General features: G+C 73.3%; 18 protein-coding genes. 13 read left to right on the top strand and 5 right to left on the bottom strand.

The features are described 5' to 3' along the window. The first annotated feature begins 1 nt into the window (after position 1). The 8 genes from OHA86_RS02755 to OHA86_RS02720 all read left to right on the top strand — a co-directional run bounded on the left by OHA86_RS02755 (position 2) and on the right by OHA86_RS02720 (position 7958). Positions 2 to 1465, top strand: coding sequence for a condensation domain-containing protein (locus tag OHA86_RS02755; RefSeq protein ID WP_329172138.1), 1464 nt, complete (start codon positions 2 to 4; stop codon positions 1463 to 1465). Next, complete coding sequence (locus OHA86_RS02750) at positions 1462 to 2391, top strand: 3-oxoacyl-[acyl-carrier-protein] synthase III C-terminal domain-containing protein (RefSeq protein ID WP_329172136.1); 930 nt, start codon at positions 1462 to 1464, stop codon at positions 2389 to 2391. The genes OHA86_RS02755 and OHA86_RS02750 overlap by 4 nt, the downstream gene beginning before the upstream one ends. A gap of 82 nt (positions 2392 to 2473) precedes the next feature. Beyond that, a complete protein-coding gene (locus OHA86_RS02745) occupies positions 2474 to 2770 on the top strand; it encodes a phosphopantetheine-binding protein (protein WP_329172134.1) in 297 nt (98 codons plus the stop codon). Positions 2771 to 2772: 2 nt separating this feature from the next. Beyond that, positions 2773 to 3693, top strand: coding sequence for a hypothetical protein (locus tag OHA86_RS02740; RefSeq protein WP_329172132.1), 921 nt, complete (start codon positions 2773 to 2775; stop codon positions 3691 to 3693). Beyond that, positions 3690 to 4802: an alpha-hydroxy acid oxidase gene (locus tag OHA86_RS02735; RefSeq protein WP_329172130.1), complete on the top strand. Its 1113-nt coding sequence runs from the start codon at positions 3690 to 3692 to the stop codon at positions 4800 to 4802. The genes OHA86_RS02740 and OHA86_RS02735 overlap by 4 nt, the downstream gene beginning before the upstream one ends. Further along, positions 4799 to 6136: an aminotransferase-like domain-containing protein gene (locus OHA86_RS02730; RefSeq protein WP_329172128.1), complete on the top strand. Its 1338-nt coding sequence runs from the start codon at positions 4799 to 4801 to the stop codon at positions 6134 to 6136. The genes OHA86_RS02735 and OHA86_RS02730 overlap by 4 nt, the downstream gene beginning before the upstream one ends. Beyond that, positions 6133 to 6885 carry a 4'-phosphopantetheinyl transferase family protein gene (locus OHA86_RS02725; RefSeq protein WP_329172126.1) on the top strand — a complete coding sequence of 251 codons (753 nt, stop codon included), beginning with the start codon at positions 6133 to 6135 and terminating at the stop codon, positions 6883 to 6885. Before OHA86_RS02730 ends, OHA86_RS02725 begins: the two co-directional genes overlap by 4 nt. Before the next feature lie 134 nt (positions 6886 to 7019). Further along, positions 7020 to 7958 (top strand): alpha/beta hydrolase, encoded by a 939-nt coding sequence (locus OHA86_RS02720; RefSeq protein ID WP_329172125.1) that lies wholly within the window; start codon positions 7020 to 7022, stop codon positions 7956 to 7958. Between the two features lie 19 nt (positions 7959 to 7977). Here the strand turns inward: OHA86_RS02720 and OHA86_RS02715 are convergent, their stop codons facing one another. The 3 genes from OHA86_RS02715 to OHA86_RS02705 all read right to left on the bottom strand — a co-directional run bounded on the left by OHA86_RS02715 (position 7978) and on the right by OHA86_RS02705 (position 10949). Further along, on the bottom strand, positions 7978 to 8538 hold the full coding sequence (locus tag OHA86_RS02715) for a CGNR zinc finger domain-containing protein (RefSeq protein ID WP_329172123.1): 561 nt from the start codon (positions 8536 to 8538) through the stop codon (positions 7978 to 7980). Between the two features lie 86 nt (positions 8539 to 8624). Beyond that, the gene (locus tag OHA86_RS02710; protein WP_329172120.1) at positions 8625 to 10259 is read right to left on the bottom strand and encodes an ABC-F family ATP-binding cassette domain-containing protein; all 1635 of its coding nucleotides are present in this window, start codon (positions 10257 to 10259) and stop codon (positions 8625 to 8627) included. A 243-nt stretch (positions 10260 to 10502) separates the two neighbouring features. Next, positions 10503 to 10949, bottom strand: a complete 447-nt coding sequence (locus OHA86_RS02705) for a type II toxin-antitoxin system PemK/MazF family toxin (RefSeq protein WP_329172118.1) — start codon at positions 10947 to 10949, stop codon at positions 10503 to 10505. A 171-nt stretch (positions 10950 to 11120) separates the two neighbouring features. Here OHA86_RS02705 and OHA86_RS02700 point away from each other — a divergent pair, with 171 nt between their 5' ends. Then, entirely contained in the window at positions 11121 to 12626 is a 1506-nt protein-coding gene (locus tag OHA86_RS02700; RefSeq protein WP_329172115.1) for a metallophosphoesterase, read from the top strand. Between the two features lie 62 nt (positions 12627 to 12688). Continuing rightward, positions 12689 to 13126, top strand: coding sequence for an ATP-binding protein (locus tag OHA86_RS02695; protein WP_329172113.1), 438 nt, complete (start codon positions 12689 to 12691; stop codon positions 13124 to 13126). Here OHA86_RS02695 and OHA86_RS02690 read toward each other — a convergent pair. After that, positions 13123 to 13959 (bottom strand): MOSC domain-containing protein, encoded by an 837-nt coding sequence (locus OHA86_RS02690; RefSeq protein WP_329172111.1) that lies wholly within the window; start codon positions 13957 to 13959, stop codon positions 13123 to 13125. The genes OHA86_RS02695 and OHA86_RS02690 overlap by 4 nt on opposite strands. 357 nt (positions 13960 to 14316) lie before the next feature. Between OHA86_RS02690 and OHA86_RS02685 the strand changes: the two genes are divergently transcribed. Continuing rightward, the gene (locus OHA86_RS02685) at positions 14317 to 15228 is read left to right on the top strand and encodes a hypothetical protein (RefSeq protein WP_329172109.1); all 912 of its coding nucleotides are present in this window, start codon (positions 14317 to 14319) and stop codon (positions 15226 to 15228) included. Continuing rightward, positions 15225 to 15986 (top strand): hypothetical protein, encoded by a 762-nt coding sequence (locus tag OHA86_RS02680; protein WP_329172108.1) that lies wholly within the window; start codon positions 15225 to 15227, stop codon positions 15984 to 15986. Before OHA86_RS02685 ends, OHA86_RS02680 begins: the two co-directional genes overlap by 4 nt. 175 nt (positions 15987 to 16161) lie before the next feature. On the opposite strand, the gene OHA86_RS02675 is transcribed toward OHA86_RS02680, so the two are convergent. Beyond that, entirely contained in the window at positions 16162 to 18774 is a 2613-nt protein-coding gene (locus OHA86_RS02675; RefSeq protein ID WP_329172107.1) for a lectin, read from the bottom strand. Between the two features lie 766 nt (positions 18775 to 19540). Between OHA86_RS02675 and OHA86_RS02670 the strand changes: the two genes are divergently transcribed. Further along, a complete protein-coding gene (locus OHA86_RS02670; RefSeq protein ID WP_329172106.1) occupies positions 19541 to 21940 on the top strand; it encodes a ricin-type beta-trefoil lectin domain protein in 2400 nt (799 codons plus the stop codon). Positions 21941 to 22083 lie beyond the last annotated feature (143 nt).

Genomic DNA, 22083 nt, shown 5'->3' with positions numbered 1-22083 from the left:
CATGGGCGGCCAGGACGGCGGACAGGTTGCGGCGGCCGAGGCCACCGGGCATGCGGCGGGACAGGCCGCGACGCCCGAGGCCACCCGGCGCGGCGCGGCGCGGGCCGCAGGACCCGAGGCCACCGAGCGGGTGGCGGTCGACTTCGCGGGGGAGGGCGCGGGCGTGGACGAGATGTCGTGGGGGATGTGGGAGATCTGGCACGCGATGCAGGGCCAGCGCAGCGCACTGCCGATCGGCGGCCGGGCCCCGCTGGAGGCGGGCACGACCCTCGCAGGCCTGGCGGAGGAACTGCGCTATCTGATGGGCCGCTTCCCCTCGATGCGCACCCGGCTGCGGTTCGACGACCGGGGCCGGCCCACCCAGCAGCTGTTCGCCACGGGCCGGACCGTCCTCGAGGTCTACGACGCGGCCGACGGCGATGATCCGGACGATGTCGCCGCCGCGGTCGAGGACCACTACCGGCGTACGGTCTTCGACTACGCGGACGACTGGCCGGTCCGGATGGGCGCGGTGCGCAAGCACGGCCGGCCCACCCACCTGGTCACCGTCATGCACCACCTGGTCACCGACGCGCTGGGCGGCGCGCTGATGCTCCGTGAGGTGCGGGCCAGGCAGACCGCGCCTGCCGCCGGCCTCCAGCAGCTCGACCAGGCCAGGTGGCAGCGCTCACCGGCGGGGCAGCGGCAGAACGACAGGGCGCTGCGCTACTGGGAGAGCGTCCTGCGGGCGGTCCCCGCCCGGCAGTTGCCCGGCCCCAGCGACCCGCGCAGCCCGCGGCACTGGGACGCCGACTTCCGCTCCCCGGCGCTGACGGCGGCCCTGCCGGTGATCGCCGGGCGAACGGGCGCCGCCATGACCACCGTCCTGCTGGCGCTGTTCGCGGTCGCGCTGCACCGGACCACGGGGATCAACCCCGTGGCGGTCCGGCCGGTCGTCAACAACCGCTTCCGGCCGGGCCTGGCCGACGTGGTGTGCATGGTCGCCCAGGCCGGCGGCTGCCTCCTGGACGTCGAGGACGCCACCGTCGAGGAGGCGGTCCAACGCGCCGGGAGCGCCACCCTGTCCGCCTACAAGCACGCCTACTTCCACCCCGAGCGGCTGCGCGAGCTGACCGCCCGCGTCTCCCGGGAACGCGGCGAGGACGTCGAGGTCGGCTGCTTCTTCAACGACCGCAGCGCGCACCTGCCGCCGCCGGACGGCCAGGACATGACCGCCGAGCAGCTGGCACGGACGCTGCGGACGGCGCCGGCCGGGAGCACCTTCACCTGGACCGCCCGGCACGACATCCCGGCGGAGCGGCTGTTCGTCACCGCCGAGGACGTTCCGGAGGGCCTGCGGCTGGAGATCCGCATCGACACCCACTTCATCTCTCCCGCCGAGGCCGAGGCGCTCGCCCGCGCGTGGGAGGCGGTAGCCGTCGAGGCGGCGCTGGCCCCGGCCGTGCCCGCGGGCACCGGCCGGTGACCGCGCTGATGGCGGTGGCCGCCTACCTGCCGGGCGACCGGGTGCCGATCGAGGAGCCGGCCCGGCGGCTGGGGCTGTCCGAGATGCAGATCAAGATCTTCCGCCGCTACCACCGGCTCGGCGAGGTCGCCCGCGACCCGCGGGGCGGCCTGCTCGACCTGCTCCGGGGCGCGGTCGCGCTGCTCGAACCGCTGCGCGGGCAGGAGCACCGCGTCCGCTACGTCCTGCACGCGCGCACCTTCCCCACCGCCGTGCCCTACCCGCTCGACCCCGTCAGCGAGCTGTGCGAGGAGTTCGGCCTCGGCCACGCGGCCGTCTTCGCGGTGGGCCACCACGCCTGCGCCTCCGGCCTGCTGGCCGTGGACGCCGCGGGACGGCTGCTGGCCGCCGACGGCGACACCGACGGCCTCGCCCTGGTGCTGGCCGGTGAGAAGGCCTTCACCGGCGAGGCCCAGCTCGTGCCCGAGACGTCCTTCTTCGGCGAGGGCGCCTCGGCCTGCCTGGTCGCCGCGTCGGGGGACCGCGACCGGCTGCTGTCCTACGCCACCGATCTGCGCGGCGAGTTCGACACCGACGCGCACGAGGCCGCCCTGGAATTCCAGCGGGTGTACGCCGAAGCGCTGGCCGACGCCATCAGGGCCGCCGTCGCACGGGCCGGGCTGACGATGGACGAGGTCGGCCTGATCCTGCCGCACAACGTCAACCGCGTGGCCTGGCACCAGGTCTGCCGCACCCTGGGCTACCCCCGCGAACGCGTCCTGCTCGACAACGTGGCGAGCACGGGGCACGTCTTCTGCGCGGACAGCTTCATCAACTACCGCACCGCGCGGAGCCGGGGGCTGCTGCGCCGGGGCGAGCCGTACGTGATGGCCGCCGCCGGCGCCGGGCGCGGTGCCACCTTCTCGGCGATGGCCCTCGTGCACTGACCACCCTGCCGCGGCCGTAAGGACCGGCTCCGGCGCGCCCCGCACCCCACATCCCCGCACCCCCGCACCGAAAGGACCACCGATGACGGAGCAGGACACCGCCCCGACCGCGATCGACCCGGCGCTGCGCGATCAGCTGGTCGACAGCATCTGCGACCTCCTGCCGCGGGTCCTCAAGCGCGAGGTGACCGGCACCACCGCCGACACCGCGCTGATGGACGCCCTCGGGCTGAGTTCGACGACCGGCCTCGAACTCGTCCTGGAGCTGGAGGAGCGCCTCGACCTGGAGATCAGCGTCGAGGAACTCGGCCGCGACGACTTCGGCACGGTCGGCTCGCTCGCCGACTACGTCGCGGGAAACCTGCTCACGGAAGAGTGACGATGCGCACCTTCGTGCCACACCGCCCCGGCGACCGGGTCCCCGCCGACTGGGGAGTCCGCCGCGCCGTGCGCCTGGCGTTCCCCGATTCCGCGGCCCTCGCCGGCGACCCCCAGCACACCGAGCGGCTGCGGGTCTACCTCGCCGACCTGCTGCGCCCCTACGGCCTCGGCCTGGAGGCGGGCGCGCTGGAGCGCGGCGGCCAGTCGTACGGCGAGATGGCCGAGGCGCTGATCCGGCTGGCCGTCCCCGAGGGCGAGTCCGTCGACCTGCTCGTCCTGGCCTACTGCGTCCCCGACATCACCCCGGGACGCGCCACGACGACCATGCTGAGCCATGTCTGCCCCGGCGGCCCGATGGCGTTCGCGGTCAGCGACCAGGGCGGCGCCGGCGCCTTCACCGCGCTGCGCCTGATCCGCGCGTACGCCGGCAGCGCCGGACTGCCGCGCGCGCTGCTGCTGGTGGTCGAACAGCCCGCGCTGCCCTACGACCCGCGTGTCCCGGTCGCGCTGCCGGCCGCGGCAAGCGGTGTGGCGCTGCTGTTCGGCGAGCAGCGGCCGGGGGAGCGGCCGGTCCGCCTCGGCCCCGTGGTGACCCGCGCCCGGTCCTCCGCCGCGTCGCTCGCCGCCGAATGCGCCGCGCTCGGCGGCGGACCCGGCCCTGTGACCGCCGTCCTCGGGGCGGCACTGGCGGCCGGCACCCCGGCGCCCGCCGGGGTGCGGCACGTGCGGGCCGCCGACCCGGGCCGCCCGGGCACCGGGGTGTGGTGGGAGCTGGCCGGCGAACTGGCGGAACCCCCCGCGGAGCCGTGCCGCCTGGTCCTGGCCGACCACGACACCGGGGCGCTGTCGCTCGCGGTCTTCGACGTCGGCGCCGAGGTGCGGCCCGACGCCCTCGCGGCGGCCCGCGGGCGGCTGCGATGACCGCCCCCGGGCCGCAGGCGCCGCCCGCGAGCGTCGAGGACTACCGGCACGCGGCGCGGCTGCGGCTCGGCGACGACCGGGTCTGGGACTTCATCGAGGGCGGCGCCGAGACCGAGCGGACGGTCGCCGCCAACCGGCGCGCCTTCGGCCGGGTGACGCTGCGCCCCCGGGTGCTGGTCGACGTCTCGCACTGCCGCACCGGCACCGAAGTCCTCGGCTCCCGGCTCGGCACACCGCTGGGCGTCGCGCCCACCGCCTACCACCGGCTGGCGCACCCCGAAGGCGAGGTCGCCACCGCCCGCGGCGCCGGCGCGGCCGGCGCGCTGTACGTGGTCAGCATCTACGCCAGCCGCACCCTGGAGGACATCGCCGCCGCGGCCACCGGGCCGCTGTGGATCCAGGTCTACTGGCTGCGCCGCCGTGAGGTGCTGGCCGGCCTGGTCGCACGCGCCGCCGCCGCGGGCTGCCGGGCGGTCGTCCTGACCGTGGACGCGCCCCGGCTGGGCCGCCGCCACCGCGACGCGCGCAACGGCTTCGCGCTCGGCCCCGGCATCCGCGCCGCCAACCTCGACCCGGCCGAGACGGCGTCCGCCCACCGCTCCGGCGCCGGGCGCTCGGCCCTGGCCGCCCATGCCGCGGAGGCCGTCGACCCGTCGGTGACCTGGTCCGACCTGGCCTGGCTCCGGGCGCGCAGCGACCTGCCGCTGGTGCTCAAGGGCATCCTCACCGCCGAGGACGCCGCCCTCGCCGTACGGCACGGCGCCGACGCGGTCATCGTCTCCAACCACGGGGGCCGGCAGCTCGACGGCGCCGCGGCGAGCCTGGACGCGCTGGCCGAGGTGGCGGACGCGGTCGGGGACGCCTGCCCGGTGCTCTTCGACGGCGGGGTGCGCGGCGGCACCGACGCCTTCGCCGCCCTCGCGCTGGGCGCCCGCGCGGTCCTGCTGGGCCGACCCGTCCTGTGGGGGCTGGCGGCGGACGGCGCCGCAGGAGTGGCCGCGGTGCTCGACCTGGCGACCGAGGAGCTGGCCCACACCATGGCGCTCACCGGACGCCCCGACCTCGCCTCGATCGACCGGTCGGCGGCGGTACTGAGGACGGAGGCATGACGATGGACAGCGCAGCGGTGGAGCTGGCCCGCGAGGAACTGCACGAGTCGGTGTCCGACCCGGAGTCGGCGTCGATGAACTTCCTCAACGAGGTCGCCGCCCGCTTCCCCGACGCCGTCCCGCTGGCCGCGGGACGCCCCTACGACGGCTTCCACAGCACGGACGACCTGGACAGATACCTGCGCAGCTACCTGGCCCACCTGGAAGGACTCGGCCTCGGCCCCGAGCAGCGGCAGCGCCAGCTGCTCCAGTACGGCAGGACCAACGGCCACCTCGGCGCGCTGATCGCCCGGATGCTCCTGGTGGACGAGGGCATCGAGGTGCCCGAGCAGGCGGTCATGGTCACCACCGGCTGCCAGGAGGCCATGGTCATCGCCCTGCGCGGGCTGTGCGCGGGACCCGGCGACGTGGTGCTGGCCGTCGAACCCGGCTACGTCGGCCTCACCGGTGCGGCCCGGCTGCTCGGCATCGAGGTCGTGCCGGTCCCCGAGTCCGCCGACGGGCTCGACCCGGAGACGGTGCGGGCCGTGGCGGACGCCGTCAGGGCCACCGGGCGGCGCCCGCGCGCGCTCTACCTGGTGCCGAGCTTCGCCAACCCCTCGGGCGCCTCGATGCCGGTGCCCGCCAGGCGCCGGCTGCTGGAGGTGGCGGCGCAGGCCGACCTGCTGATCCTGGAGGACGACCCGTACGGGCTGTTCGGCCTCGACGACGAGCCCCGGCCGACGCTCAAGGCGCTCGACACCGGGCAGCGGGTCGTCTACCTCGGCTCGTTCGCCAAGTCCTGCTTCCCCGGCGCCCGGGTGGGCTTCCTGGTCGCCGACCAGACGGTGGTCGCCGCGGACGGCCGGCGCACCCTGCTCGCGGAGGAGCTGTCCACGGTCAAGAGCCTGCTCACGGTGAACACCTCGCCGGTCGCGCAGGCGGTCATCGGCGGCTTCCTGGTGGAGGCCGGCTGCAGCCTGCGGGCCGCGGGCAAGGCGAAGACCGCCTTCTACCGCGGCAATCTGCGCACCCTGCTGGCCGCGCTTGAGCGGTCCTTCGGCGGCGACCCGAGGGTCCGCTGGAACACGCCCGCCGGCGGCTTCTTCGCCGTGCTCGACGTCCCGCTGACCGCGGACGAGCACCTGCTGGAGATCTCCGGGCGCGACTACGGGGTGCTGTGGACCCCGATGAGCTTCTTCTACGCCAGCCGGTCCGGCGGCGGTCCCGGCGGCGGGGGCCGCCGGGCGATCCGGCTGTCGTGCAGCGCCCTGCCGCCGGAGCGGATCGAGGAGGGCGTACGCCGGCTGGCCGAGCTGGTCAGGGACCGGGCGGACCCGGAGGTGCCGCGATGAGCGGCCCACCGCCACCGCCACCGGGCGGGGCCGGGTCCGGGGACGTGGTCCAGGTGTGGCTGGTGCCCGACCAGCGGTCGGAACGCGTGCTCGCGGCCCTGCTCGCCGTCCTCGACGCCGGTGAGCGGCTGCGGGCCGAGAGCTACCGCTCGGACGAGGACCGGCGCCGCTTCATCGTCGCGCACGGCGCCATCCGCCACATCGTCGCCGGGCAGCTCGGAGCGCCGCCCCGGCAGATCCGCTGGACGTCCGGTCCGCACGGCAAACCCGAGCTGGCCGGCCGGTGGCGCGGCGCGCAGGTCAACCTCTCGCACTCCGGCGGCATCGCCATGGTCGCGGTCACCCGGTCGCGCCGGGTGGGCGTGGACGTCCAGCAGGTACGGCCGCAGGTGGACGCCGCGGCGATGGCGCACCGCTACTTCCTGCCGGCGGAGGCCCGGCTCGTCGGCGCGGCCCCGGACGCCGAGGACCGGGCCGAACGGTTCGCCCGGCTCTGGGCCCGCAAGGAAGCCCTGGTCAAGGCGCACGGCGGCCGGCTGGCCCAGGGGCTGCGGATCCAGGTCACCGGCGCCGCCCCGACCGCGGCCCACCGCACCGAGGACGCCTGGTCCACGAGCTACCGCATCACCGACGTGGCCGCGCCCCCCGGCTACCGCGCGGCCGTCGCCCTGGCGGACCGCGCGGGCTTCCGGGTGTCCTGGCACCGCTGGACCTGGCCCGGCCCCACCCCCGGCCCCCCACCACCCTGACCCGCGGGCGCCCGCCGACGTCCGGCGTACCGGCCCGCCGCCTGCGCCGAGCCGTCCAAGCGGCCGTACCGCCCGTACCGCCGCAGCCCCTACGACCCCGCCAGCGCCCCACCACCGACCCGGAGGGAAACGGCATGCCGCTCGACCCACAGATCCAGGCCCTGCGCGAGCTGCGTGTCCGCGGCGGGGAGCCGCCGCTGTACGCGCTCTCGGTGGAAGAGGCCCGCGCCGCCGACCTCGCCGCGATCCAGGCGGCGGGCGGGAGTCCGCGCCCGCTGTACGAGGTCACCGAGCGGAGCTTCCCCGGACCGGGCGGCAAGCTGACGGCCCGGGTCTACCGGCCCAGCGCCGAGCGGCCGCTGCCCGCGCTGCTCTACTACTTCGGCGGCGGCTGGACCCTCGGCAGCATCGACACCGCGGACGTGCTCTGCCGGACCCTGGCCGCGGAGGCCGGCTGCCTGGTCGTCACCGTCGGATACCGGCTCGCCCCCGAGCACCCGTTCCCCGCGGCGGTGCACGACTGCCACGCGGCCCTGCGCTGGGTCGCCGAGTGCGCGGGCGACCTCGGTGCCGACCCGGCCAGGCTGGCGGTCGGCGGCGACAGCGCCGGGGGCAATCTGGCCGCCGCGGTGACCCTGCTCGCCCGCGCCGCCGGCGACCTCCCACTGGCCGCCCAGCTCCTGGTGTACCCCAACACCGACCAGCTCGCCGACGACGGGTCGATGCGCGACAACGCCGACCCGTGGCTGTTCAACCACCACTCGGTGGCCTGGTACGCCCGCCACTACCTGGCCCCGGGCGCGGACGCCGCCGACCCGCTGGCCTCACCGCTGCGGGCGGACGACCTGAGCGGGCTGCCCCCGGCGCTGGTCATCACCGCCGAGTACGACCCGCTGCGCGACCAGGGCGAGGCGTACGCCCGGCGGCTCGCCGAGGCCGGAGTGCCCGTGCAGCTCAACCGCTACCTGGGCATGGCCCACGGCTTCTTCGCGATGGCCGGCACGGTGGACGCCGCCAGTACCGCCAACCGCCAGGCGGCGGACTACCTGCGGGGGCGCTTCGAGCCGAGCTGAGCCGGCGCGTCCCGAAGCGTCAGCCGGCCGCGACCGCCGTGCTCCTCCTGCGGGCGCGGTAGGCGGCGGCCTTGAACTTGTTGCCGCAGGACTCCATACCGCACCACTGCCGCCGCGTGCCGCGGGACCGGTCGAGGTAGACACGGGTGCACTCGGGATTGCCGCACTCCTTGAGCAGCGGCACGTCAGGCCCGCTCAGCAGCTCGACGGCGTGCCGCGCGACCGCGGACAGCGCCTCCGCCGGTGTCGCCGCCGTCCAGCGGCCGGACGCGGTGAGCTGCGGCACCGCGGAGGGGGCGCGTGCCGCGCTGTTGACCAGGGCCAGCGCCTCGCCGTCGTAGTCCTCGCCGAGCCGGCGCGCGGTGACCAGCTGGTAGACGGCCTCCCGTACGGCCGTCGCCCGGTCCACGTCGTCCTGCCCGGCCGGGGTGATCGCGTCGACGAGCCCCGACTCCACGTACCAGGCGTCCAGCCGGTCGGGCGCCGCGAACATCTCGAACCGCGCCGAGCGGCGGGCGCGCAGCGTCGCGGCGAAGTCGAGCGCCGGGTCGCCGCACACGAAGACATGATCGAGGTTCATGTCACCACTCTGGCAGGTGATCACTGGTGCCGCAAGATCCGCCCGGCCTGCGGGGCGGCACGGGACGGGCGGACATTTCCCGCGGCTCACACCCCGGGCGGCCCCGTCTCCGTCAGCTCGCCGCCGGCCAGCCGCAGCCACCGGGCCACGCCGATCTCCTCCAGGAAGCGCTCGTCGTGGCTGACCACGACAAAGGCGCCCCGGTAGGAGTTCAGGGCGCTCTCCAGCCGGCCCGCGCTGAGCAGGTCGAGGTTGTTCGTCGGCTCGTCCAGCAGCAGCAGGTGCGGGGCGGGCTCCGCGCACAGGACGCAGGCCAGGGTGGCACGCAGCCGCTCCCCGCCGGACAGCACCCCGACCGGCAGATGGACCCGGGGGCCCCGGAAGAGGAAGCGGGCGAGCAGGTTCATCCGCTCCGCCTCAGGCCGCTCCGGGGCGTACGCGGCGAAGTTCTCGGCGACCGTGCGGTCCGGGTCCAGCAGGTCCAGCCGCTGCGACAGGTGGGCGATCCGCCCGTCGGCCCGCCTGACCGCGCCGCCGTCCGGGTCCGCCTCCCCGCTGACCAGGCGGAGCAGCGTGCTCTTTCCCGCGCCGTTCGGGCCGGTCAGCGCGATGCGCTCCGGCCCCCGTACCGCCAGGTCGACGCCCTGCCCCGCGAACACCTCCCGCCCGCCGAGCCGGACCCGCAGCCGCTCGCCGAGGAAGAGGGTGCGGCCCGCGGGCACGGCGGTCTCCGGCAGGTCCAGCGTGATGCGCTGCTCGTCGCGCAGCGCGCGCCCCGCCTCGTCCAGCCGCGCCCTGGCCTCGCCGACCCGGTCGGCGTGCGTCCGGCCCGCACGGCCCGCGGACTCCTGCGCGCCGCGCTTCATGTTCCCGGCGAAGATCCGCGGCAGGCCGGCGCTCTTGAGATTGCGGGCCGCGTTGCCCGCCCGGCGCTCGGCGCGCTCGCGGGCCTGCTGCAACTCCCGCTTCTCCCGCTTCACGTCCTGCTCGGCAGTGCGGACGTTCTTCTCCGCGGCCTCCTGCCCGACCCGTACGGCCTCCTCGTAGGCGGTGAAGTTGCCGCCGTAGAAGCGCAGTTCGCCGCCGCCCAGTTCGGCGACGCGCTCCATGCGGTCGAGCAGCGCCCGGTCGTGGCTGACCAGCAGCAGGCAGCCGGTGAAGTCCGCCAGCACGTCGTAGAGCTTGTGCCGGGCGTCGCGGTCGAGGTTGTTCGTGGGTTCGTCGAGCAGCAGGACGTCGGGCCGCCTGAGCAGTTGGGCCGCCAGGCCGAGCGAGACGATCCGGCCGCCGCTGAGCGTGCTCAGCGTCCGGTCCAGGGCGAGGTCCGCCAGGCCGAGGCGGTCCAGCTGGGCGCGGGTGCGCTCCTCGATGTCCCAGTCGTCGCCGATGGCCGCGAAGTGCTCCTCGCTCGCATCGCCGGACTCGACGGCGTCCAGCGCCCGGATCACCCCGGCCACGCCGAGGACCTCGGCGACGGTGAGGCCGCCGGTCAGCGGGAGGCTCTGCGGGAGGTGGCCGAGGGTGCCGGCCACGGACACCGACCCGGCGCCGGGCCGCAGTTCGCCGGCGATCAGCTTGAGCAGGGTGGTCTTGCCCGCACCGTTGGGCGCGACCAGGCCGGTGCGGCCGGCGGCGAGGGCGAAGGACAGATCGTGGAAGACGGGGGTGTCGTCGGGCCAGGCGAAGGACAGGTTCGAGCACACGACGGAAGCGTCGGACATGACGGTGACCTCATGGGAGAGGGCGCAGAGAAACACCTCTGCCCCCGGTGGCGGACATCGGATGCGCGGGAACGCCGACATGGCCACGCGGCGCTCCGTGAGCGCCGGCCGGTGGCCGGTCGGGTCCGGGTGTCACCCGGAGATGTCGTCGTCCGCCAGCATGTCCGGACTCCTCCACAAACGATCAACGTCTGCGCCACTGTAGCAAGCGGGCGCCCCCGGCACCCGGTGCTGCGCCGGCCGTCAGGACAGCTTGAGGCTCTTCATGGTCGCCGCGTCGATGCTGCCCGCGCGCCTGCGGAAGGCCGAGAGGGGGACGCGGCGCATCTCCGCGGTTTCCAGGTAGCTCCGCCGCCGCGCCGGGTCGTCCACCGTTCCGGGCGGGAGCGGGACGACGCCGGGGCGCCGTTCGTGGGACTGCGAGGTGATCTTGGCGACCCGTGCGTGCCGTCCCCGCACCGAGACGACCAGGCACGGGCGGTCCTTGGAGCCGGGGCCGTCCGCGAACGGCACGTCCGCCCACCAGATCTCGCCGCGCCGCGGTGTGCCGGGACCCGCCGGTCCCGCGCCGCCGCCCTGCCTGCCCCGCGCCTCGCGGCCCTGCCGTGTCCTGGCCCTGCCCTCGACCAGGGCCGCGACCAGGCCCAGCAGCGCCACCGCGGCCACCGCGACCCACAGCGAATCACTCAACGGTCCACTCCCTCGTCCACGCGCACCCGGCGGCCGGGGCGCTCCTCTCACGTGCCCGCCCAGGGCGGATCCACCGCGGCCCGCGGCGGCGCAGGCCGCCACGGCACCTGCCAACGTACGCGGCGGCGCCGTTCACCGGACACGCCCCGGCGCCGTTGCTACAGTCCCGCCATGCCCGCCTCCTCCTCCCGCGAATCCCTGACCGGCGCCGGTTGGGAAGGCCACGAGCCCGGTGCGTACCGGGAGTTGATGCCGCCGAAGGTGGCCAACCTGTCGTGGCTGCGCCCGTCCACCCTCTGGAAGGCCCGCAACGGGCCGCTGGCCGCGCTGTTCGGCGACCCGACCGGCGCCGACCGGCAGCGCTGGGTGGCCGCGCAGGCCGAGGACGGCGCCGGCACCGGGGACCTGGTCATCACCAGGCAGGACCCGGCGGAATTCTCCTTCCTGCTGCTCGGCGACACCGGCGAGGGCGACGACCCGCAGTACGCGGTGGTGCCCGGCATGCTCAAGGCGGGCGCCGGCACGCGCTTCGCGGTGGTGTGCAGCGACGTCCTCTACCCGGTCGGCAGCGCCAACGAGTACGGGACGAAGTTCTTCCGCCCGTACCGCGACTATCCGGCGCCGATCTACGCGATACCCGGCAACCACGACTGGTACGACGGCCTGACCGGCTTCATGCGGGTCTTCTGCCGGGCGCCCGCGCTGCCGCCGGGCCCCCGCCCGCGCACGCTGTCCGCGGCATGGTGGCGCGGCCTGCTGTGGCGGCCCTCCGACACCCCCGACGACGCGCGGCTGGACCGCGAGCGCGAACTGCGCGCGGCACCGGACCAGCAGGCCCGGCAGCCGGGTCCGTACTGGGCGCTGGACACCGGGCCGATACGGATCATCGGCATCGACACCGGGCTGCTCGGCGACATCGACCGGGAGCAGGGCGAGTGGCTGCGCCGGGTGGCGCGCGGCCCGCGCCCGAAGATCCTGGTGACCGGCTCGCCGATATACGTCGACGGCAAATACCACCCGTGCGCGATCGGGGGCGGCGGCACGGTCGACGAGATCGTGCGCGACCCCGCGCACGGCTTCGTGGCCGCGATAGGCGGTGACATCCACAACTACCAGCACTATCCGGTGGACGTGGACGGGCGGCGGATCGAATACGTCGTCTCCGGCGGCGGCGGCGCCTTCATGCACGCCACCCACACCATCCCGCGGGTCACGGTCGGCGGCGTCGGCGAGGACGACTTCCGCTGCTACCCGATGCGCGGCGACTCGCTGGCCTTCTACAGCCGCCTCTACGGCCGCAAGCTGCACCTGCGGCGGCTGTTCGCGCTGACCCCCGACGAGGCGGCAGCGGTGATAGCCGAGCGGCTGGGCTCCACCCCGGTGCGTACGGCGGCGGGCCCGGCCCGGGTGACGCCGCGGACCCGGTTCGTCGCGTCGGTCCTCGGCGTCGCGGCGCACGCGGCCGGCGGCCGGCGCGGGATCAGGCTGCCGGTACGGCGGGTGCTGACCCAGGTGCTGTCGCCCGGCGGCGCCACCTACAGCCCGCCGTTCTTCAAGAGCTTCCTGCGCCTCGACGTCCGCGCCGACGCGATACGGGTGCGGTGCTTCGCCGCGACAGGGCTGCGGGAGCACGAGGAGGACCCGCCGGTCGAGGACGATTTCACCATCGGGCTGTGAAGCGCCGTAATGCGGGCATGCGTACCCGTGGCTGAACCGCCCCATACTGCTTGGAGGGGGCCATGGCGGACGACTACTCATTGATCCGGGCGACCGGATGGGCCCGCTCGCTGCCCCTGAGCAGCGAGATCAGAACGGCGCGCGAATGGACCCGGCAGCATCTGAACACGCTGGGCTGGACCACACGCGCGCCGGAGACCGTGGACGACATCCTGCTGACGGTGTCGGAACTGGTCACCAACGCGCACCGGCACGCGCGCAGTTCCGCGCAGCTGGTGCTGACCTGGGACGGCACGTGTCTGCACGTCAGCGTGCACGACTCGTCGCCCGAGCTGCCCAGGCCCCGGGCGCCCTCGCCCGACGCGCTCGGCGGGCGCGGCATGCAGCTGATCGACGCGCTCGCCGACACCTGGCAGTCCCGCCCGTGCCCGAACGGCAAGACGGTCACGGCCTGCTTCCGGCCGCCGAAGGCCGCGACCGACAGAGCCGATTCGCACTAGGCGGGCGGCAGGACGCGGATGCTGTCCCCCGGCCTGATCATGCCGGGGGACAGCACCTGTGCGTAGATCCCCGCGGACGGCGCCGGGTCGCTGCCCGCCATCGCGGGGACGCGGTTGTGCCGGGCGAGGGTACGCAGCGCGGCGGTGTCCGGCGGCAGGCCGCCGTGCGCGAGCGTCGGCACCGCGCAGCGGGGCGTCGCGGCGATCACGCGCAGCGTGAGCCGGTCGCCGATCCGCAGGTCCCGGCCGACCCACTCGTGGTCCACGAAACCGGCGCCCGCCCGCTCGATCACGATGTTCGGGCGGAAGCGCTCCGCCTCGGCGACGCCCCGCGGGCTCAGTGCCGCCAGCCGGTCCAGCGTCGAGGTGCTGACCAGGTGGAGTGGCGCGAAGTCGAAGAAGGTGCCCGCGGGGGACGCGGAGCCGAACCTGACGACGTCCGCCTCGACCTCGGCGTCCGACCCGCGCCGCAGGACCTGCCCGGGCCTGGACCGGTCGAGCGCCGCCCCGGGCGGCGGTGTGCCGGTCAGCGTGACGGCCCGGCCCAGCAGCGCCGACAAGGCCTGGTCGATACCGGGGTCGGTGCTCCACAGCTCCTTGCCGTCCGGCCCGGTGATCCTCACGGCTCCGTCCACGAGCGCCGCCGAGCAGCCGAGCAGGGACCGCCACAGCCGCGGCGCCTTGGCGCTGGCGATCCTGCCCGTCTCCCTGTCCACGACCGCGAGGCCGCGGTCTCCCGGCAGTCCGCGCACGGTCACCGCCGCGGCGGCGACCTGTCCGCCCAGCATCGATTTGACCGGATAGCGCCACAGCGCCCCGACCGTTCCCAGCACGCCGCCACCCCTTCGCAGGACCCGTCCCCGACCCGCACGGACGGAGGCATCCCACCCATGATTACGTACAGTTGACGTACCGTCGCAAGTTCACCGCGCGGACAGGTCTCCGATCGGCGGCTGTTGCTTGTCGTGTGAGAGCTGGTCGGCCTCGTGCGGCGCGCGGCTGGTCGAGCTGTGGCGCACGAAGGGCTGCGTCACCGGCACGACCTGGAATTCCTCGTCTCTTCGCGGTCCTGGCCCTGCCCCTCCCGGGGCTCGGCCTGGCCGCCGGCCGGACGCTGCGCGGGCGGCGGCGCTGACCCTCGCGGGCGGCGGCGCCCTGCGGGACCGGGCCGGCCGTGCTGTACTGGCCAGATGGAGCGCAAGCACCCACTGGCGTTCGCCGGGCGTGCCGGACGTACCGGCGCGGCGCCCTCCGACGCCGACGCCCGCAAGGCCGATCAGGTGCGCGGCCGGGTCCGGCTCGTCATCGAGATCACCGCCCGCGCGGGGGAGTACCGCCGGGGGCTGATCGCCGCGGTCGGCCGGCTCAGCCCCGAGGAGTCGGTGATCCTCGCCGACCTGGAGGAGCGCGGCCTCCAGGTGCCGCAGATGCACGACGTGCTGTGCGGCGGCCATGTGCTGGTGGACGACCCCGGCCTGTACGAGAAGTGGCGCGCGGCCAAGGGCAGCCATCCCCGGCTGTCCAGCCACCACCGCGACATCGACAAGACGCTCTACCCGGACATCGGGATGCGCGGGCACGTGGTGCGCGAGAAGCTGCACGGGCGTACCGCGCACGGCACCTGGGTGCAGCTGGAGAAGACGCCCGCCGCGTTCGGCGGGCGCAGAATGCCCAGCCTGGGCGACCTGCGGCACTTGATGGACTACGTCGTCTACCGCTTCACCGGCAGCAACGTCGGCCCCTGGGGCCTGTCGCGGATGACCGAGCGGCGCCCGATGTACCTCTCGCCGATCGTGGCCGTGCCGACGTCCCTGACACCGCCGGTCGCACGGTCGCTGACCCGGGCGCTGCGCCGGATCGAGGAGTCCGACGACGTCACCTCCGTATCGCGGGAACTCGCGGCCCGTTTCCCGCCCCCGGAGCGGGCCGACCTGGCCGGCGAGCTGGGGCAGGCGCTGTCCGGCAGGGCCGGGCGGGGGCTGTTCGGCAATTCCGAGGTGTGGGTCACCGAGACACCCTCCCGCAGTGCCGCCGCCGTTCTCCAGCAGCGGCGCGACGAGGCGTCCGCGGCGGGCGTATGGCCGAAGGGAGGCCGGCGGTGAGCGACGAACAGCACGACACCCCGGGACAGGCACCGCAGGACCCGGGCGCGGCCGCCGTGCCCCAGGGGCTGGTCACCGCCGTGGTGGAACTGGTGCACACGGGACCTGTGCTGCTCGGCGCCTACACCATCGCCGAGCTGACCGCAGTGGACGCGATCGTGGACTTCCTCGAAGCGCGGCCCTCGGAGGACGAACTCACCGAGGCGGTCAGGTCCCTGGCGGCACGGCAGCTGCTGCTGGCGGGCGCCACGGGCGAGCAGGTCCAGGTGCGCGGGGACCTGGGCATCGCCGTGGCCTTCCAGCAGCGGGCCCGCATCGTGCTCGACGCCCGTACCAGCGGGACGGAGGCGGGCGAGCCGTGGCGGATCCTGCTGCTCCCACAGCCGGAGCGGATCTGCCTGATGGTGCGCATCGACGCGCTCGGTGTGCACCAGATCGGCCTGTACACGCTCGACGAGGCCCTCCGGATGCTCACCGAGTGGCTGCCGCGGGGCTCCGCGGTGGAGCACGAGCGCACGGTGGACGCCGACACCCTGCTCGCCGAGTGCCAGCGCTCCGCGCTGGTGACCGTCACCCACTACACCGCGCAGGGATCCGCGGAGATCGCCGGGCAGAGCACCGACCTGGTCCTCGCCCGCCACGACGGACGCCTGCACGTCCTCGCCCGCGACCCGGAGCACCCGGACCGGCTGGTGCCGACCCGGCTGGACGGCAAGGACGGCGTCCACGACCGGATCGCGGACCTGCTCACGGTCTGACCCGCTCACGGTGCGACCCGAGCCGGCGCCCCGGCCCCGGGCGCACAGCGCCGTCCGGCCCGGCCCGCGGTTTCCCCAGGACTGGCCGGCCTCCTTGTCGCCACCCTGCTGAACGCGCCCGACGGCCTCCCCGTCACAGGGAGGCCGTCGGACTGGCGGAGGGATCACGCGGCGGTCAGGAAGGCAGGTTCCAGCGCTGTGCGTTGGTGCCGTTGCAGTCGAAGATCTGCAGCTGGGTGCCGTCGTTGGTGCTGGAGTTGGGGATGTCGAGGCAGCGGCCGGACTGCGGGTTGACCAGTGCCTTGGTGCCGGAGTTGTAGGTCCATTTCTGGTTGTTGCCGCCGTTGCAGTCCCACAGTTCGATGAGCGTGTTGTTGGCGGTGCCGCCGTTGCCGGTGACCTCGACGCACTTGCCGAGGACCTGGAGTGTGCCGTCGGAGGCGACGGTGACCTGCTGGGCGGCGGAGTTGTTGCAGGTCCAGATCTGGATCCTGGTGCCGTTGGTGGTCGCGCTGGTGTTGTCGTCCAGGCACTTGCCGGCGTTGTCTGAGGTGACCGGGCCGGTACGGCCGACCGGCGGGCCCGGGGGCTTGGCGCCGCCGTTGCCGTTGTAGGACGGCGGGGCGGAGGTGGCGGCGGTGGCCCAGTTGGTGTTGGCGCTGGTGCCGAGGGTGAGGTTGAGGGTGCCGCCGCCGGTGGCGAAGGTCGCGGGCAGGTAGGCGTTGTTCCAGGTGGCGCCGTTGAGGGTGGCGCTCTGGATGTAGGGGGCGTTGTCGGCGGCGGCCGGGGCGTTGACCAGGAGGTGGCCGCCGCTGCCGAGGGTGACGTCGACGGATGTGAACAGCGGGCTGCCCAGGGCGAGGTCGGAGGTGCCGGGGGTCTCGGGGTAGAAGCCCATGGCGGAGAAGACGTACCAGGCGCTCATGGTGCCCAGGTCGTCGTTGCCGACGCCCCAGTTGGCGGGGTTGTTCGGCCAGAGCTGGTCCTGGACCTGGCGGACGATCTTCTGGGTCTTCCACGGCTGGCCGACGTAGTCGTACTCCCAGGGCAGTTCGATGGACGGCTCGTTGCCGAGATCGGCGTGCGTGCCTCCGGAACCGTGGAAGTCGGACAGCACGCTGTCGAGGTAGCCGGCCATCTTGGCGTTGCCGCCCATGGCGTCGGCCAGGCCGCGGATGTTGTGCGGCACCGCACCGGTGTACTGCCAGGAGGTGCCCTCGACGAACTGGTCGCTGCTGGTGGGGTTGAAGCCCGACTTCCAGGAACCGTTCGCCTGTTTGGGCTGGATGAAGCCGCTGGAGGTGTTGAACTCGTTCTTCCAGTCCTGCGCGCGGTTGGCGAACTGGCTCTGTGTGGTGGTGTCGCCGAGCGCCCCGGCGAAGGCGGAGGTCGCGAAGTCCTGGGCGCTGTATTCCAGGAGGGTGGCGGCCGAGCCGTAGAAGTCGTGCGGGTAGGTGCCGTCGGAGGGCAGGTAGCCGTACTTGGTCTGCAGGTCCAGGCCCATCCGGATCGGGTTGCTCGTGGTGCCTTCCTTGATCATGTCGGCCTTGGCGGCGGCGGTGTCGAAGGTGCGGGCGCCGAAGGCGTAGTAGTCCGCGATGATCGCCGGGCCGGGGTCGCCGTTCATCACCTGGGTCTCGGCGGAGTTGAGCGACCACTTCGGGAAGAACCCGGCCTGCGCGTAGTCGTTGACCAGCGACTGCGCACTGTCGGAGGCCTGCTGCGGGGCGACCAGCGCCTCCAGCTGCGCCTGGGTGCGGTAGATGTCCCACCCGGAATAGGTGCCGTATTGCGCTTTCTGGCTGCCGGAGACGGTGTGGACCTGGTGGTCGAAGCCCCAGTAGCGGCCGTCGCTGTCGCTGAGCAGGTTCGGGTGCAGCAGCGAGTGGTAGAGCGAGGTGTAGAAGACCTTCTGCTGGTCGGAGGTGCCGCCGCTGACCGCGACCCGGTTCAGCACGGTGTTCCACGCGTTGTGGGCGGCGGTGCGGGTGCCGTTGAAGTCCCAACCGCCGTTCTCGGCGGCCCGGTTGGCCGTCGCCCCGGCGATCGAGACGTACGACAGGCCGACCTTGGCCTGCACCACCTGGTTGCCGGTGGTGTTGAACGTGACCGAGTCACCGCCGTTGAAACTGCCGCTGCCGGTCATCGGCTGGTCGAAGACCATGTCGAAATAGGCGGTGTAGGCGGGCGCCGACGCGCAGAACAGCCCGGCGTCCACCGACCCGCTCACCTCGGTGCTGCTCACCTTGGTGAAGTGCAGATTCGTCGCCTTGTCCGCGCTCAGCTTGAACAGCAGGTTCGCCTGGGTGGTCGCCGGGAACGTGAACCGGGCCATGCCCGAGCGGGCCGTCGCGGTCAGCTCGGTCTTCACGCCATTGCCCAGGGTCACCGAGTACGCGCCCGCGCTCGCCGTCTCGTTGCTGTGGCTGAACGTCTGGGTGGCCCCGCCGTCGATCCCGCCGGTGGTCGGCAGGACGGGGATGTCACCCATCGCTCCGCAGCCCGGTCCGGAGATGTGGTTGAGGCTGAAGCCGGTGACAACGTTGTCGGAGTAAGCGTAGTTACCGCCGGGCGGGCGGGAGGACGTGTCGGGGCTCCACGACACCATGCCGAACGGGGTGTCGGCGCCGGGGAAGGTGTTGCCGCCGTTGGACGTCCCCAGCAGCGGATTCACCAGGGACGCGGGATCGGTGACCACGGCCGGGGCGGCGGCGTGCGCGGCGGTGCCGGGCGCGGCCAGTCCGAGCAGGAACAGACAGGTCGCGAGGGGAATGCGCCATCGTTTCATCGTGTGCGGCTCCAGGTTCGGACAGCGCGGCCGTCATCGGGCCGGTGGTGGGGGGTGAATCCCGGAAAGCAAAGGGCAGCCCCGTAGCGCTTGTCAACGCAATCGACCGAAATTGCGAACAGACCCAAACAGACATCCGATCAAAGGTGTTGAGATGTGCGGGAGACTGTGGGGAGCGGTGGGCGCGGTCACCGCAGGACCGCGACGCTCCCGACCCCGGTCGGCTACCAGGCCCGTGATCGCCGGTCAGTGCCCGCTTGCCGATGCGCTTCCCGTGCCGGGTGAACAGCTCTTCGCCGGCCGGTGCGTGAGGCCGTTCCACGGGTCGGCGGGGCGCCGGTTCGGAGGGGGTCGGCGAGGCCGAGTCGTCCGACCATATGTCCGAACCATTGACGCGGGCATGGCCGCTGACTAGCTTCGGAGAGCGCTCTCTTCTTGGCGCCAGCGCGCCCCACCACGTCCGACCAGGTCTTTCTGGAGTCCTCCATGGCGTCTGTCCGAACGCTGCCCGGCGCTCGCCGGGTGTATCTGACAACGTTGTCATACTACGTGACCGCTTCGGTCGACCCGCCCGGCGCGGCGCCGGAGGCGGTGGTCGCGGCCGGCGGTGGGGTGCGCCTGACCGCCTCGGCCGGGCGTGCGGGCTGTCCGGCGCCCGCAGCTCCTCGCCGATGTTCGGTTCTGTCTTTCTGTGGCAACCCTTGACCGTCAAACGAACACGACAACACACTGTGCGGCAATTCCCCCCAGCGAAAGGGTGTCAGTTATGACACGACTATGGAGACTTGCCCCCGTGTGGGTGCTGGCGCTCCTTGCTGCCGTTCTGGCGGTCAGCAGTGTTCCGGCGCAGGCCGCGACCACCACGATCACCGTGGACGGCGGCCAGAGCGGGCGTACGTTCGACGGGATCGGTGCGATCAGCGGCGGTGGCGGGAACTCCCGGCTGCTGACGGACTACCCGGCGGCCCAGCAGTCGCAGATCCTGGACTACATGTTCAAGCCGGGCTACGGCGCGAACCTGCAGCTGCTGAAGCTGGAGATCGGCGGTGACGCGAACTCCACCGACGGCTCCGAGCCGTCGATCGAGCACTCCCGGGGCACGGTCAACTGCAACGCCGGGTACGAGTTCTGGCTCGGTGAGCAGGCCAAGGCGCGCAACCCCAACATCGGGCTGTACGGGCTGGCCTGGGCCGCGCCGGGCTGGATCAACGGCGGCTTCTGGTCGACCGACACGATCAACTACCTGATCTCCTGGCTGGACTGCGCCAAGCAGCACAACCTGAACATCAAGTACCTCGGCGGCTGGAACGAGCGCGGCCACGACGCGAACTGGTTCGTCCAGCTGCGCTCCGCGCTCAACGCGCACGGCTACAGCGGTGTGCAGCTCGTGGCCGACGACTCCGGGTGGGGGGTGGCCGACGACATGGCCTCCAACTCGGCGTTCAACAACGCGGTGTCGATCATCGGTGCGCACTACTCCTGCAACGGCGGTGACGGCGGCGACGCCAAGAGCTGCTCCAGCACCACCGCGGCCAAGAACAACGGCAAGCCGCTGTGGGACAGCGAGAACGGCTCGCAGGACATGAACACCGGCGCACCCGCGCTGATCAGGGCCATCACCCGCGGCTACATCGACGCGAAGATGACCAGCTACTTCAACTGGCCGCTGATCGCGGCGATCTACCCCAACCTGCCCTACAACACCGTCGGCCTGGCCACCGCCGGATCGCCGTGGTCGGGCAACTACCAGATCGGCGCGAGCACCTGGGCCACCGCGCAGGTCACCCAGTTCACCCAGCCGGGCTGGAAGTTCATCGACTCGGCCTCCGGCTACCTCGGTGGCAGTGAGAACAACGGCACCTACGTCACGGTGAAGTCGAACACCACCTCGGACTACTCGACGATCGTGGAGACCACCACCTCGACGGGGACGCAGACGGCGAACTTCCACGTCCAGGGCGGGCTGTCCACCGGCACCGTCCACGTGTGGGCGACCAACGTCAACAACCCGGGCAACTCGACGTCGTTCATCCACACCCAGGACATCACGCCGAACAACGGCTCGTACTCGCTGACCATGCAGCCGGGCTACGTCTACACCGTCACCACGGTGGCCGGTGGCGGCAAGGGCACGGCGACCGCGCCGGCCGCGCACGCGCTGGCGCTGCCGTACTCCGACAACTTCGAAAGCTACGGCAACGGCACCGAGGCGAAGTACCTCTCCGACATGCAGGGCTCCTACGAGGTCCAGCCCTGCACCGGCCGCGCCGGGCAGTGCCTCCAGCAGATGGCACCGGTCAAGCCGATCGAGTGGCAGGACGACTCCGACTCCTACTCGCTGATCGGCGACACCACCTGGTCCAACTACACCGTCAGCTCCGACGTGTACCTGCGCAGTGCCGGTACGACGGAGCTGCTGGGCCGGGCGAACACCCAGCAGCGCCCGCAGTCCCACATGAACGCGTACTACCTGCGGATCCGTGACACCGGGCAGTGGTGGATCGAGAAGATGTACACCGACGGGTCGAACCACACCCTGGCCACCGGCACGACCACCGCGCTGGGCACCGGCACGTGGCACAACCTGTCGTTCACCTTCCAGGGCTCGACGATCAGTGCCAAGCTCGACGGGAACCAGTTCGGGTCGGTGACCGACACGTCCTTCTCCAGCGGCCAGGCCGGTCTGGGTATCCAGGGCTACCGCACCGACCAGTTCGACAACCTCGCCATCACCCCGGGCACCGGCGGGACCGGCGGCGGCACCCCGGGCGGTACCGGAGCGGTGGTGTCGGCGAACGGCGGCAAGTGCCTGGACGACAACGCCGCCTCGACCACCAACGGCACCAGGATCCAGATCTGGACCTGCAACAACTCCGCCGCCCAGCAGGTCACCGTCGCCTCCGACGGCACACTCCAGGTCCTCGGCAAGTGCGTCGAGGTCACCGGCAACGGCGGCACCGCCAACGGCACCCTGATCGAGCTGTGGGACTGCAACGGCGGCAACAACCAGAAATGGACCTACACCGCCTCCACCGGCGCCCTGGCCAACCCGCAGTCCGGCCGCTGCCTCGACGTCCCCAACGCCAGCACCACCGACGGCACCCAGCTGGAGATCTGGGACTGCAACGGCGGTGCGAACCAGCGCTGGGCGCTGCCCGCCGGCTGAGTCGGGACGCGGCACGACCTGCGAGAAGCGGGGCCGGTCCGAGTGCGGAGGCACTCGGACCGGCCCCGCGCGTCGGTGGCGGGAGTCCTGCGGGTGAGCGGCCTACGAGGCCCCTCACCGGCCGTGCCTCGGAACATAATCCG

This window comes from Streptomyces sp. NBC_01477 (genome assembly GCF_036227245.1).
Lineage (GTDB): Bacteria > Actinomycetota > Actinomycetes > Streptomycetales > Streptomycetaceae > Actinacidiphila.
Note: the sequence above shows the minus strand (reverse complement) of the source record. Positions and strands in the feature narration are given on the sequence as shown.